This window comes from Burkholderia pyrrocinia (assembly GCF_018417535.1).
Taxonomy (GTDB): domain Bacteria; phylum Pseudomonadota; class Gammaproteobacteria; order Burkholderiales; family Burkholderiaceae; genus Burkholderia; species Burkholderia pyrrocinia_E.
In genome coordinates, this window is record NZ_CP070978.1 from 1,014,228 (window position 1) to 1,026,781 (window position 12,554).

13 protein-coding genes are annotated in these 12,554 nt (G+C 67.6%); 6 read left to right on the forward strand and 7 right to left on the reverse strand.

Translation table 11 applies throughout. The features are described 5' to 3' along the window. Positions 1-41: 41 nt before the first annotated feature. Positions 42-470: a hypothetical protein gene (locus tag JYG32_RS22640; protein ID WP_174382004.1), complete on the reverse strand. Its 429-nt coding sequence runs from the start codon at positions 468-470 to the stop codon at positions 42-44. A gap of 342 nt (positions 471-812) precedes the next feature. Between JYG32_RS22640 and JYG32_RS22645 the strand changes: the two genes are divergently transcribed. Beyond that, positions 813-1,817, forward strand: coding sequence for a chemotaxis response regulator protein-glutamate methylesterase (locus JYG32_RS22645; protein WP_213267043.1), 1,005 nt, complete (start codon positions 813-815; stop codon positions 1,815-1,817). A 58-nt stretch (positions 1,818-1,875) separates the two neighbouring features. Beyond that, positions 1,876-2,940, forward strand: a complete 1,065-nt coding sequence (locus JYG32_RS22650) for a diguanylate cyclase domain-containing protein (protein WP_283842740.1) — start codon at positions 1,876-1,878, stop codon at positions 2,938-2,940. Between the two features lie 10 nt (positions 2,941-2,950). Here the strand turns inward: JYG32_RS22650 and JYG32_RS22655 are convergent, their stop codons facing one another. From JYG32_RS22655 to JYG32_RS22670, 4 genes are all read right to left on the reverse strand, one after another. Further along, a complete protein-coding gene (locus tag JYG32_RS22655) occupies positions 2,951-5,200 on the reverse strand; it encodes a putative bifunctional diguanylate cyclase/phosphodiesterase (protein ID WP_213267044.1) in 2,250 nt (749 codons plus the stop codon). Positions 5,201-5,534: 334 nt separating this feature from the next. Continuing rightward, complete coding sequence (locus JYG32_RS22660; protein WP_249744847.1) at positions 5,535-5,714, reverse strand: hypothetical protein; 180 nt, start codon at positions 5,712-5,714, stop codon at positions 5,535-5,537. Continuing rightward, a complete protein-coding gene (locus JYG32_RS22665) occupies positions 5,711-6,280 on the reverse strand; it encodes a hypothetical protein (protein WP_213267045.1) in 570 nt (189 codons plus the stop codon). Before JYG32_RS22665 ends, JYG32_RS22660 begins: the two co-directional genes overlap by 4 nt. Beyond that, a complete protein-coding gene (locus tag JYG32_RS22670) occupies positions 6,277-6,972 on the reverse strand; it encodes an alpha/beta fold hydrolase (protein WP_174382010.1) in 696 nt (231 codons plus the stop codon). The genes JYG32_RS22665 and JYG32_RS22670 overlap by 4 nt, the downstream gene beginning before the upstream one ends. A gap of 145 nt (positions 6,973-7,117) precedes the next feature. Here JYG32_RS22670 and JYG32_RS22675 point away from each other — a divergent pair, with 145 nt between their 5' ends. The 3 genes from JYG32_RS22675 to JYG32_RS22685 all read left to right on the forward strand — a co-directional run bounded on the left by JYG32_RS22675 (position 7,118) and on the right by JYG32_RS22685 (position 9,483). Then, positions 7,118-7,612 carry a GNAT family N-acetyltransferase gene (locus JYG32_RS22675; protein ID WP_213267046.1) on the forward strand — a complete coding sequence of 165 codons (495 nt, stop codon included), beginning with the start codon at positions 7,118-7,120 and terminating at the stop codon, positions 7,610-7,612. Positions 7,613-7,753: 141 nt separating this feature from the next. Beyond that, entirely contained in the window at positions 7,754-8,476 is a 723-nt protein-coding gene (locus JYG32_RS22680; RefSeq protein ID WP_213267047.1) for a haloacid dehalogenase type II, read from the forward strand. Between the two features lie 98 nt (positions 8,477-8,574). Then, the gene (locus tag JYG32_RS22685) at positions 8,575-9,483 is read left to right on the forward strand and encodes a hypothetical protein (RefSeq protein WP_174382014.1); all 909 of its coding nucleotides are present in this window, start codon (positions 8,575-8,577) and stop codon (positions 9,481-9,483) included. Positions 9,484-9,486: 3 nt separating this feature from the next. On the opposite strand, the gene JYG32_RS22690 is transcribed toward JYG32_RS22685, so the two are convergent. Then, positions 9,487-9,993, reverse strand: a complete 507-nt coding sequence (locus JYG32_RS22690) for a hypothetical protein (RefSeq protein ID WP_213267048.1) — start codon at positions 9,991-9,993, stop codon at positions 9,487-9,489. Between the two features lie 121 nt (positions 9,994-10,114). Next, positions 10,115-11,074 (reverse strand): LysR family transcriptional regulator, encoded by a 960-nt coding sequence (locus JYG32_RS22695; RefSeq protein ID WP_213267049.1) that lies wholly within the window; start codon positions 11,072-11,074, stop codon positions 10,115-10,117. Between the two features lie 157 nt (positions 11,075-11,231). Here JYG32_RS22695 and JYG32_RS22700 point away from each other — a divergent pair, with 157 nt between their 5' ends. Then, positions 11,232-12,551, forward strand: a complete 1,320-nt coding sequence (locus tag JYG32_RS22700; RefSeq protein ID WP_174382017.1) for an MFS transporter — start codon at positions 11,232-11,234, stop codon at positions 12,549-12,551. Positions 12,552-12,554: the final 3 nt, after the last annotated feature.

Genomic DNA, 12,554 nt, shown 5'->3' on the forward strand with positions numbered 1-12,554 from the left:
GCTGCCTATCCGGTGCGCGGCCGGGTGCCCGGTCGCGACCCCTATGCGGCCGGCTTGCCGGCGCCCGCGCCGAACCACCGGCCCGTGCGCAGTTGCCCGTAGTCGGCCTTCGTGAAGATCCTCGGCAGGTTCGCCACGGCGCCGTTGCTGCCACGGTCGAGCTGTGTCAGGAACGCTTCGACGTCGTCGCGGCCGGCGAACAGGATCGTGCTGAAGTAGCGTTCGCGCTCGGCGTCGGACAGGTTCGTCGCGCGCAACCGGTACGGATGGTGAAGCGCCGCGAACAGGAAGTAATAGCGCTCGGCGTCGTCGCGCAGCACGCGCACCGCGTCCGGCTCGACCGGAAACTCGCGGTAACAGGATGCGTGCCCGCTCTCGATGCCGATCCGGTACGGCAACCGGCCGTCGCGTTCGATCACGACCGGCGCGTACGGGTCGCGGCTGACGAGGATGGTGTCGGGCGCGGTCATTCGTTCTCCTCGTCCTCTTCGTCGAAGCCGGCACGGTAACATGCCCGCTTCGGCGGCCTGCCGTGGCGAGATCGCAGCCACTTGCATGCACGCGTGCGCCGGCCCGGCTCCCGTCCCGGCCGGAAACGCCGCATCGTCATAGAGGAAACGCACTGAAACGACACCATGCGCAAATTTTTCGATTGCCGCCGCCCGCGCCGCATGACAGCATTCGGGGCGTCGCCAACCGAAAAAGAACGCCGTGCCGTCCGCGCCGATGCCGCCCGACGGCGTCGAACCGGCAGCGCCTTCCATGAACCCGGCCCACCTCCAACATTACGAACTGACCGGAGAATTCCGCTTGTGAACATCGGCATCGTCAACGACCTCCCGCTTGCCGTCGAGGCGATGCGCCGCGCGATCGCGCGTCGGCCCGAGCACCGCGTGCTGTGGGTCGCGACCGACGGCGCGCAGGCCGTCGAACTGTGCGCCGCGCAACCGCCCGACGTCGTGCTGATGGACCTGATCATGCCGAAATTCGACGGGATCGAAGCGACGCGGCGGATCATGCGATCCGAACGACCGTGCGCAATCCTGATCGTGACGAGCTGCATCGGCGCGAACGCATGGCGCGTGTTCGAGGCGATGGGCGCTGGCGCGCTCGACGCGGTCGATACGCCCCGGCTCGGCGAAGGCACGGCCGGCGACACGACCAGCCTGTTGCTCGCGAAGATCGACCAGATCGGCCGCCTGCTCGATGCGCCCGGCGGCGCGCGCATCGCCGGCACCGCCCCCCGCGCCGGCGGCGGCCCGCTGGTCGCGATCGGCGCATCGGCCGGCGGCCCCGGCGCGCTTGCGTCGATCCTCGGCGGCCTGCCGGCGGATTTCAACGCGCCGATCGTGATCGTGCAGCACGTCGACCGCGCGTTCGCCGAAGGCATGGCGCAATGGCTCGACGGCCAGACGCCGCTCGCCGTGCGCGTCGCGCGCGAAGGCGACCGCCCGCAGCCGGGCGTCGCGCTGCTCGCCGCAACCGACGATCACCTGCGCATCACGCGCGCCGGCACGCTCGAATACACGCGCGAGCCGGCCGCCACGCCGTATCGGCCATCGGTCGACGTGTTCTTCAACAGCCTGACCGAGCACTGGCCCGGCCGCGTGATCGGCGTGCTGCTCACCGGGATGGGACGCGACGGCGCGATCGGCCTGAAGGCGCTGCGGATGAAGGGCTACCACACGATCGCGCAGGACGAGGCGACGAGCGCCGTGTACGGCATGCCGAAGGCGGCCGCGACGCTCGGCGCGGCGCGCGCGATCCTGCCGCTCGGACGCATCGCGGGCGAGCTGGCGGCGCTCGCGCGGATCTGATCCCGACGATGAACACGCGCAACACCCATGCCTGCCCTTGCGACAACCCGCATCGATCATGACTAGCGACCTGACTCGCCCGCCAGGCGGCCCGTACATGCCGCCCGCCGACGTGCCGGCAATGGTGTTGCTGGTCGACGACCAGACGATCGTCGCGGAAGCCGTCCGGCGCGCGCTCGTCGACGAGGAAGGCATCGACTTCCACTACTGCCCGCGCTCGGACGACGCGATGGCCACCGCGATCGAGACGCGGCCGACCGTGATCCTGCAGGACCTCGTGATGCCCGGCACCGACGGGCTGAGCCTCGTGAAGGCGTACCGCGCGAATCCGGCGACGCGCGACGTGCCGATCATCGTGCTGTCGACGCAGGAAGAGCCCGTGATCAAGAGCGCCGCATTCGCGACCGGCGCGAACGACTACCTCGTGAAGCTGCCCGACCGCATCGAGCTCGTCGCGCGCATCCGCTACCACTCGCGCTCGTACGTGAACCTGCTGCAGCGCGACGAGGCCTATCGCGCGCTGCGGCAATCGCAGCAGCAACTGCTCGAGGCCAATCTCGAACTGCGGCGCCTCACGCACTCGGACGGGCTGACCGGGCTGTCCAACCGGCGCTATCTCGACGAATACCTGGCCGCCGAATGGCGGCGCGGTACGCGCGAGCGCAGCGAGCTGTCGCTGCTGATGATCGACGTCGACAATTTCAAGCTGTACAACGACACGTACGGGCACGTGTCGGGCGACAGCGTGCTCAAGCAGATCGCGTCGACCATCGAGCGCTGTCTCGGCCAGTCGGGCGATCTCGCCGCGCGCTTCGGCGGCGAGGAGTTCGCGGTCGTGATGCCGGCCACGTCGCCGGGCGCCGCGCGGCTGCTCGGCGAGAAGATCCGTCTCGCGGTCGAGGCACTCAGGCTGCGGCACGCGCATTCGTCGACGGGCGACACCGTGACGATCAGCATCGGCGGCGCGAGCATCGTGCCGGCGCCCGGCCTGCCGACGACCGTGCTGATCGAGGCGGCCGACCGCGCGCTCTATCGCGCGAAGCACGAAGGCAAGAACCGCGTCGAGATCGATGCAGCACCGCCACCCGGCGCCGGCGGGTTCGGCGCGCCGCGCGACGACTGACGCGCCGCGCTCACGCGGCGCCGAGCCGGCGCGCGTAGTCGTTCGGGTCGAGCGGCCGGCTGAACAGGTAGCCCTGCTGCATGTCGCAACCGATCTGCTGCAGGAACCACGATTGCGCCTGCGTCTCGACACCTTCGGCCGTGACCTTCATTCCGAGCGAATGCGCCATCGCGACGACGGCCTGCGTGATCGCGACCGAGTCGTGATGATCGGGCACGCCCGACACGAACGAGCGGTCGACCTTCAGGTTGTGCAGCGGGAAGCGCTTCAGGTACGCGAGCGACGAATAGCCGGTGCCGAAATCGTCGACCGAGATCCGCACGTTCATGTCCGTGAGCGCTTCGAGCATCGGCAGCACGGTGTCCGTGTCGTTCATCAGCAGTCCTTCGGTAATCTCGAGTTCGAGCGCGGACGGATCGAGCCGCGTTTGCGCGAGACAGCGACCGACCGATTCGACGAGCCCTTCGTGGAACTGCCGCGGCGACAGGTTCACGGCCAGCATCAGGTCGGGCGCGATCGTGCGGCGCCATTCGGCCGCCTGCCGGCACGCGGTTTCGAGCACCCACTGGCCGATCGCGACGATCAGCCCCGTATCTTCGGCAATCGGAATGAATTCCGTCGGCGACATCGGCCCGAGTTCGGGGCACGTCCAGCGCAGCAGCGCCTCGGCGCCGACCGTGCGGCCGCTGCGCGCATCGACGACCGGCTGATACGCGAGCCGCAGCATGTCCGACGCGAGTGCGCGCCGCAGCGACTGCTCGACCGCGAAGCGGCGCTGCAGCCGCAGGTTGAGCTGCGCGGTGAAGAACGTGAAGTGGTTGCGGCCGTGCTGCTTTGCGTCGTACATCGCCGAATCGGCGTTGCGCATCAGCGTGACCGCGTCGTCGCCGTCGCGCGGCGCGACGCTGATCCCGATCGACACGCCGAGCCAGTACTCGTTGTTCGCGATCGCGAACGGCTTCGCGATCGCGTCGATCACCTCGCGCGCAAGCACCGCGAGACGGTCGGGATCGTCGCAGTCGTCGACGAGGATCACGAACTCGTCGCCGCCGACACGCGTGAGCGCATGCCGGCTGCCCACGCAGCCCGCGAGCCGCGACGCGACGCTGCGCAACAGCGCATCGCCCGCGTCGTGGCCGGCCGTATCGTTGACCTTCTTGAAACCGACGAGATCGATGAACAGGATCGCGACGCGCGCGGGCCCGGCCGCCGCATCGTGCCTGCCGAACAGCTCGCGCATCCGGTCGGCGAGCCAGCGGCGGTTGTAGAGACCCGTCAGCGCATCGCGCGTCGCCAGGTAGCGCAACTGCTGCTGCGCTTCGCGCACCGGGCCGATGTCGTTGAACGACACGAGCACCGAATCGGCCTGCGTCTCGCCCGGCTTCACGATCGGTACCGCGTTGCCGCGCACCCAGATGATGTCGCCGTCCGCAAGGCCGAAGCCGACCGTGTAACCGAGCAGCGGCGTGGCCGTCATGAGCGCGAGCCGGCTCGGCCAGTCGTCCGGCGCGATCGGCGTGCCGTCCTCGTACAGCTTGCGCAGGATCACCGTCGACAGCCGGCGGCCGACGAGGTCGCCCTTCACGCGCATCATCCGGTTCGCGCTCGGGTTGCTCGCAATCACGACGCCGTCGCGCGACACGACGAGTATTCCTTCGTTCAGGCTGTTGACGACGAGCCGGTGATGTTCCTCGCTGCGCGCGAGCTGCCGCACCATCCGGTCCTGGTGAACCGCAAGGCCGACGCTGTTGCCGATATCGCGCAACAGTGCGGTTTCCTCGTCGCTCGGCCGTCGCGGCGTGCGGTGATAGACGGCGAACGCGCCGAGCACGGTACCTGCCTCGTCGAGGAACGGCACCGACCAGCACGCGCGCAGACCCAGCGGCAACGCGACGCAACGGTAGTCGGCCCACAGCGGATCGGTTTCGATGTCCTCGACGGCGACCATCCGGCGCTCGTACATCGCCGTGCCGCATGAGCCCGCGGCGGGCCCGATCGACGCGCCGTCGATCGCGGCGCTGTACTGCGCGGGCAACGACGGCGCCGCGCCGACACGCACATGCACGCCGTCCGTATCGAGCAGCAGGATCGTGCACGATGCGCCGTCGCCGAGCAAAGTCTCGGCGCGCCGGCAGACTTCGATCAACAGTTCCGGCAGTGGTGTGTTGCGCGTGATCAGCCTCAGCACGCTTTGCTCGGACGCGAGCACTTCCGCCGCGAGGCCGAGGCTGTAACGAGAACTTTGCGGTTCGGTATTCAAGATGAATCCTGCCGTCTGTCCGATCGGGTCTGATGCGCCCGATTCGTTTTCGATCGTTCGTGCCGTTTTCGCTCCGGGTTTACGCCGATGCCCGGTGAACCCCGCATGCGCGCCGAGCCTGGGCGCGCCGAAATGTATTTAACACCAATCCGCGACACCCCGCGCATCCGCATGCATCAGGGCTTACGCGCGGTTGCCGTGCCGCTCGCGTGCGCCAGTCAGCTTGCCGAAAGACTTGCGCGCCGTGCGACGGCCTCGGGCGCGCACGCGCGTGCCGCATGCATTCGTCGAAAGCGATTCGTCGGATTGTTGCGGAGCGCTGCTTCGATCGCTTTCAGGCGTCCGCGCCCGGATGCGGCCCCGTCACGACCTTCAGCGCATCGATCGCGGCCGCGACCGACACGCTCGCGGGCGCCGCATGCAGCGCGCCGACCGTGTCGGGCATCGTCGACAGTTTCAGCGGCAGCCGGCCGGTCGCCTTGAACGTCCGCTCGAAATCGCCGAAAGCCTTCAAATCGGGCCCCGTATCGCGGGCGTCGCGTTCGATAGCGACAGCAGGTAGCGACCTCGACCTTCGTCGTCACGGCCCGCGTTCGTTGCGTTCTTGTCCACCCATGCCTCGTGTTCGACGTCGCGTTTCAAGCGAGTCTGTCCTCCCGAGGTTTCCTCGACCCACGGTGTCGTTTCCAGCCGGATTCTCGTGACATGCCAGTCTATGAAGAGGTCCGGCATCCCCGGCATCCGGTGCAAGCGATCCATATAAAAGAACGGATCGACGCCGACCCATATCTCGCCTTCGACCCAATCTCCGACATTCGCGAAACGCGGCGGCCTGGCCTCGCAATAGGCCTTGACGCCAAAGTCCACGACCCACACTTTCGGCGCCGAAAAGACGATCCTTGCCACAACGTTGCAGAAGGAACCCCGCACGGGCTCGCACCGCATGACGCGCGCAGCAGAAGGTCGCAACGCCGTACCGTTGAACGCCAGGGCAAGCCGGCACGACTCCCCGACCTGGAAGTCACCGTAATTTCCGTCCTGAATGATCCATGAATCGAGTCCGGCGACGAGTTCGTTCATGTTTCTTGAATGATTGACTGGATCAGCCACTCGCGCGCGATCGCCGTGCATCGTGACGGCCGCTCCATGGTCGGGAAATGACCGCATCCGCCCAACGACTCGAAGCGGGCGTGGGGCATCAGGCTGGCCATGCGGAGGCCGACGCCGACCGGGACGAAGCGGTCTGCGGCACCCCATATGAGCAACGTCGGGACCTGACTCGACGCGAGTGTCGGCCAGTGATCGGAACGTGTCAGCGTGGCGTCGGATTGACGGGCGAACAGGTCCGCGCCGGCATCTCGCGCCATTTGTATGAACGCGGCCCGCGACGTGACATCGTGCGCAGGGATTGCGTGCTCGGCAAACTCCGCAATCACGCGCTCGTGCTGGCCTGCACGAATGCGTCGGCTGGTGGCACGAACGGCGTCCGGATCCGGATGAACGCCCGGCTGACAGTTCATCAGCCAGAGTCCGCGGACCCGATCGGGCGCTCTCGCGAACACTTCCATCGCGACGCATCCGCCATATGCCGTGCCAGCCAGAATGAACGGCCCCTTTGTCGAGGCCAGCAGACGCTCGGCACTCTCCGCGAACGTCGCATGCGCCAATACCGCTACGGCAGGCGAAACAAGATCCTTGAGCGCTTCGATCTGGTCGGCATACATGCGGCCGTCACACGGCATCGCAGGCAGAAAAATGAGCGGTAGCAACATTGAAATGACGCAGGCGGGCGGATCGGGCTAGCGCGGCGGCCCCAACGAGCAGCCATTCTGCCGGGGTCATCGAACGACTGCAACCGGCCGATGACGACAGGCCGGCTTGGAATCGTGCTTCCCGTCGCTCGTCCGCAAGCCCACGATGCTCACTGCCCGCCCGCTGACCGGCGAATCGGCCAGCGACCGCGCGAATGTCTTGCGCGTCTTTCTTGAAGCGCCTTCGTACGCGCAACTCGTCGAAGGCCGCTCGCCCTCCGCCGACGATGTCGACGATTTCTTCTCCGGCAAGCCGGCGGGCATCGATCCGGCCCACAAATCGGTCTTCGGATTCTTTCTCGAACACGACATGATCGGCTGCGCCGATGTCATTCGTTCGTATCCGACCGGCGACTGCATCCGGATCGGCCTGTTGCTCTTCGCCGAAGCGGCTCAGGGTCGCGGTCATGGCAAGGCCGCACTCACGCTGCTGGTCGAGATGGCGCGCGAGTGGGGCTACCGCACGGCGCAACTTGCGGTCGTTTCGACCAATCTTCGCGCGCATGCATTCTGGCAGCGCGAGGGCTTTACCGAGCTTCGACGCGCGAGCAATCCGAAGTTCGCCGGCGATCTCGTCGTCATGCAGCGCCCGATCCGCTAGCCATCAAGACAGGACGCCGCCGGCAGCGCGCCACATGTGCATCCTTCGCTTACATGGTTTAATGTGCGCGAAACACTGCGCCGATCCGTGTCGGCTGCGCAGCACCCCCATGCCCCGATCCCCCGCTCGATCAAGGACCGCATGATGCCCCCCAACGAAATCAAGGCGCTCGTTTTCGATGTCTTCGGAACGATCGTCGACTGGAGAAGCGGCGTCGCACGCGGTGCTGCCGCCTTCCTGGATCGCCACGCGCCGGCGCTCGATCCGTTCGAGTTCGCCGACGCGTGGCGGGCCGAATATTCGCCGTCGATGGAAGAAATCCGCAGCGGGCGCCGCCGCTACGTGCGGCTCGACGTGCTGCATCGCGAGAACCTCGTGCGCACGCTCGACCGCTACGGGATCGTCGACGTGCCCGACGCGGACATCGATGCGCTCAACCTCGCGTGGCACAGCCTCGATCCGTGGCCCGACGCCGTCGCCGCGCTGCACCGGCTGAAGCGGCGCTTCATCATCGCGCCGCTGTCGAACGGCAACATCCGGCTGATGGTCGACGTCGCGAAACGCGCGGGGCTGCCGTGGGACGCGATCCTCGGCGCGGAAGTCGTGCGCGCGTACAAGCCGTCGCCGCAGGTGTACAGCGACACGGTCGAGATTCTCGGCGTCGCGCCGGCCGAGCTGTGCCTGGTCGCGGCGCACAACGGCGATCTCGCCGCCGCGCGCCGGCTCGGGCTGTCGACCGCGTTCGTACTGCGGCCGACCGAACACGGGCCCGGCCAGACGACCGACCTGCAAGCCGACGACGCGTGGGACTTCGACGTCAGGGACCTGAACGAACTCGCGGATCGGCTCGGTTGCCCCGATTGAGCGTCGGCGGCGCCTGACGACCCACCCGACGGGCGGCACGGCAAGGCCGGCGACTGCTAGACTCCGCAACCACGGCCCTTTCCGATTCGCCCACCCGTATGTCATCTCCGCTGCATCTGGTAGAAGGCAAGCTGACCGCGCTGCGCTTCCTCGAACGCCCTGATCAGGACAGTTCCGACGGCCATCCGATCCCGCCGGCGGACCCGGAAGCCAGGAAGAAATCGCTCGGCTACTGGTTCACGCACAACGTGGTGCCGATCATGGCCGCCCTGACCGGCAACGGCGCCGCGGCCAATGCGCTGGTTTTTCAACAAGGCAACGAAGACAGCATCCTTGCCAAACTGAACGCCGACGCCGACAAGATCGCGCACCCGGCAACGTGGTCGTACGCGAATATCCGCGACAGCAAAACCTACGTCTCGCAGAACGCATCCGTGACCGTCGGCAAGAACGGCAGGATCGTCGTGGCCAAACTCCCGGTGGAAATCGAAATCGGCGGGGCAACGTACCGTGGCTTTCTGGGCGGGCAATGCTTCGAGGTCGGCGACGAAGTCGTGGCCGTCATCAACCGGCAGGGCCGCCTGTTTGCGCTGTCGTCTCCCGATCGGCGCTTCCTGGCGATGGATTACGCCTGCGGCGATACGGGGCTGGCCGGCCTGACGCACTCGCTGTGGCTGGCCTGGAAATGGTCGTTCATCGGCGTGAACTGCCTGCTCGTCCCGATGATGCTCCTGGTGCTCTGGACCGGCGACGGCGGGTTTTCCGACCTCGAACTCGACCTGTTCATGCTGCTGGGCGGGCCGCTCATGATGGGCGTCCTGCTGGCCCTGATCATTGGCGTGCGGCTTTCATGGTCCGACTGGCTGCCGGCGTGGCGCACGTCGAGCATCCTGAATGCGCTGGGCCGCCCGGATCTGTGCACGCGCGATTTCGCGGATGCGCGCATCGAGGCCGAGCGCAAGGGTCAGGCGCGCGACACCGATATCGGGCAAATCTATTACGCGTAGGCGCTAGGCCCCGGGCGCCGGCTCCGTCGCGACGGCACGCCCCTTTGCCGCAATCGCGAGGCGCCGCCAGTTGCGCGCCGCATACCGGTGGGCCTGCAGCAGCGCGATCCATAACCCGATCTGCCGAACCGGCCGGAAGAGGATGCCGCGCGCGCTGAACACGGTGCGCCGCTCGACACGCGTCTTGTCGCCTTCGATTGGCGTCAGCGTGAACTCGTCCTCGAGCAGCCCGACCCAGTCGCGGCACCAGACCGTCGACGACACCATCCGGTAACGCAGCCGGCGATTCTCGTCGAGCACGAGAATCCGCTGGTCGATCGTGCCGCGATCGGTCGTGCACTGGCGCGTGTTGCCAACGGCCGGCGTGCCTTCGAGCACGCGGCAACTGACCGGCTTCGGCACGCCGAGGCGGAACAGCAACGGCCGCGTGTCGTCCATCCGGGCATGGAGGAAATGCGGCCACACATGCTCGGGCCGGCAATCGAAGGTCCACTGCGAATGAATTTCCACGACACTCTCCTGGCGGCTGGCGGTGCGGCCATGACCGGATGATAGCCGTCGCGGCCGCCTTGTGCCGCGCGAGCGCCGTTGCAGCGATCGCCCGGCGAATCGCCGCCGCTTCCGACACCCGCTATGCCGGCTCGCCGACGAATTTCAACTTCCCCGATTCGCCCATCAGCCATTCCCGGTTCGCCTCCGCCGCCGCGCGCAGGTAATCCCACAGCGCCGTTACACGCCTCAGCTTGCGCAGATCCTCGCGGCAGGTCAGCCAGAAGCACCGCGTGACGACCACGTCGTCCGGCAGCACGGGCACCAGCGCCGGCTGCGCGGCCGCCATGAAGCACGGCAGGATTGCGAGCCCGCCGCCCTGCAGCGCCGCGAAATATTGCGCGATCACGCTCGTCGTGCGCAGCCCGGCCGTCGCGCCCGGCACCGCGCGGTCCAGGTACAGCAGCTCGCTGCTGAACGCGAGATCGTCGACATAGCTGATGAACGCGTGCCGCGCGAGATCGTCCGTGCACGTGATCGGCGCGTGGTTCGCGAGATAGTCGCGCGTCGCATAGAGCCGCAACTGGTAGTCGCACAGCTTCGTGACCACGTAAGGCCCGCGCTCGGGCCGCTCGAGCGTGATCGCCAGGTCGGCCTCGCGCTTCGGCAGGTTGACGAAATGCGGGACAGGCAGCAGGTCGACGGTTACGTGCGGATGCGCGGCGCGAAACTGCGCAAGCTGCGGCGCCAGGAAAAAGCAGCCGAACCCTTCGGTCGACCCGATCCGCACGTGGCCCGACAACGCCGTGCCGGTGTTCGCGACCTGATCGCACGCGGACTGCACGGTCGTCTCCATCGCATCGGCATACGCGACGAGCCGCTGCCCTTCGGCCGTCAGCGTGAAGCCGCCGGAGCGCGACTTGTCGAACAGCAGCGTGCCCATCGCGGCCTCGAGCGCGCGGATGCGCCGCGCGACGGTCGTGTAATCGACCCCGAGCCGCTTCGCGGCGCCGCTCGCGCGCTGCGTGCGCGCGACTTCGAGGAAGAAGCGCAGGTCGTCCCAGTTCAGGTTGCCGGAAACCGGCTCGGTGGCATGTCGCATCGGCGAGGGAAAAGGGGCTGGAGTCTCCGGGCCGGCCATCGATATGCATAAATGCATATCCAACCGGTTTCTTTATCGGTACATGATGAATCTGCGCATAACTATACTCGACCGTGACCTGCGGACCACGAGCCGCGGCAACCACCACGGAGACACCATGCAGACGCGATCCACCCTCGATGAGCATGCGACAGTCGCGGCGCCGGCACCCGAACGCACCGCGAAGCACTACCTGCTGGCCGGCTGGGCCAGCATGGCCGGCACGACGATCGAGTGGTACGACTTCTTCCTCTACGGCACGGCCGCCGCGCTCGTGTTCAACCGCATCTTCTTCCCGTCGCTGGACCCCGTCGTCGGCACGCTCGCCGCGTTCGGCACGTTCGCGGTCGGCTTCATCGGGCGGCCGATGGGCGGCATCGTGTTCGGCCACTTCGGCGACCGGATCGGCCGCAAGTCGATGCTGATGATCACGCTGCTGCTGATGGGCGTGCCGAGCATGATCATCGGGCTGATCCCGTCGTACGACAGCATCGGCTACTGGGCGGCCGCGCTGCTGATCGCGATGCGCTTCCTGCAGGGGATGGCCGTCGGCGGCGAATGGGGCGGCGCGGTGCTGATGGCCGTCGAACACGCGCCGAAGGGCCGCAAGGGGCTGTTCGGCAGCCTGCCGCAGACGGGCGTCGGGCTCGGCCTGATCCTGTCGTCGGTCGCGATGGCCGCGGTGGCCGCGCTGCCGGAAGCCGACATGCTGTCGTGGGGCTGGCGCGTGCCGTTCCTCGCGAGCATCGCGCTGGTCGGCCTCGGCTGGTTCATCCGCGCGAAAGTGCCCGAGTCGCCCGACTTCGAGAAGATGCAGCGCCAGGGCAAGGCCGAGAAGTCGCCGGTGACGGCCGCGCTGCGCCGCCATCCGCGCGAGGTGCTGACGATCGTCGGCGCGCGCGCCGCCGAGAACACGTGGTTCTACATGGTCGTCACGTTCGCGCTCGCGTACGCGACGCAGCAGCTTCATCTGCCGAAGGCCGGGATGCTGCACGCGATCACCGCGGGCGCCGTGCTGTCGCTCGTCACGATGCCGCTGTGCGGCCACCTGAGCGACAAGATCGGCCAGCGCCGGATGTTCGCGATCGGCCTCGTGCTGATGTGCGCGTTCGCCGCGCCGTTCTTCATGATGCTCGGCACGCAGCAGACGTCGTACGCATGGTGGGCGATCGTGCTCGGCCTCGGCGTCGTGTTCCCGATCCTCTATGCGCCGGAATCGCTGCTGTTCGCGCAGCAGTTCCCGGCGGAAATCCGCTACAGCGGCATCTCGCTGTCGGTGCAGCTCGCCGGCGTGATCGGCGGCGGCTTCGCGCCGATGATCGCGACGTCGCTGCTGAAGGCCGGCGGCGGCCAGCCGCACTACGTGATCGCGTACCTCGTCGGCTTCGGCGTGTTCGCGCTCGTGTGTACCGCACTGATGCGGCCGGCGCGCGCCTGAACA

Bases quoted from the DNA above. Each gene is read 5' to 3' on its own strand.
- JYG32_RS22650 (WP_283842740.1), top strand. From the start codon at position 1,876: ATGACTAGCGACCTGACTCGCCCGCCAGGCGGCCCGTACATGCCGCCC.
- JYG32_RS22665 (WP_213267045.1), bottom strand. From the start codon at position 6,280: ATGAACGAACTCGTCGCCGGACTCGATTCATGGATCATTCAGGACGGA.
- JYG32_RS22640 (WP_174382004.1), bottom strand. From the start codon at position 470: ATGACCGCGCCCGACACCATCCTCGTCAGCCGCGACCCGTACGCGCCG.
- JYG32_RS22700 (WP_174382017.1), top strand. From the start codon at position 11,232: ATGCAGACGCGATCCACCCTCGATGAGCATGCGACAGTCGCGGCGCCG.
- JYG32_RS22675 (WP_213267046.1), top strand. From the start codon at position 7,118: ATGCTCACTGCCCGCCCGCTGACCGGCGAATCGGCCAGCGACCGCGCG.
- JYG32_RS22695 (WP_213267049.1), bottom strand. From the start codon at position 11,074: ATGCGACATGCCACCGAGCCGGTTTCCGGCAACCTGAACTGGGACGAC.
- JYG32_RS22680 (WP_213267047.1), top strand. From the start codon at position 7,754: ATGATGCCCCCCAACGAAATCAAGGCGCTCGTTTTCGATGTCTTCGGA.
- JYG32_RS22670 (WP_174382010.1), bottom strand. From the start codon at position 6,972: ATGTTGCTACCGCTCATTTTTCTGCCTGCGATGCCGTGTGACGGCCGC.
- JYG32_RS22685 (WP_174382014.1), top strand. From the start codon at position 8,575: ATGTCATCTCCGCTGCATCTGGTAGAAGGCAAGCTGACCGCGCTGCGC.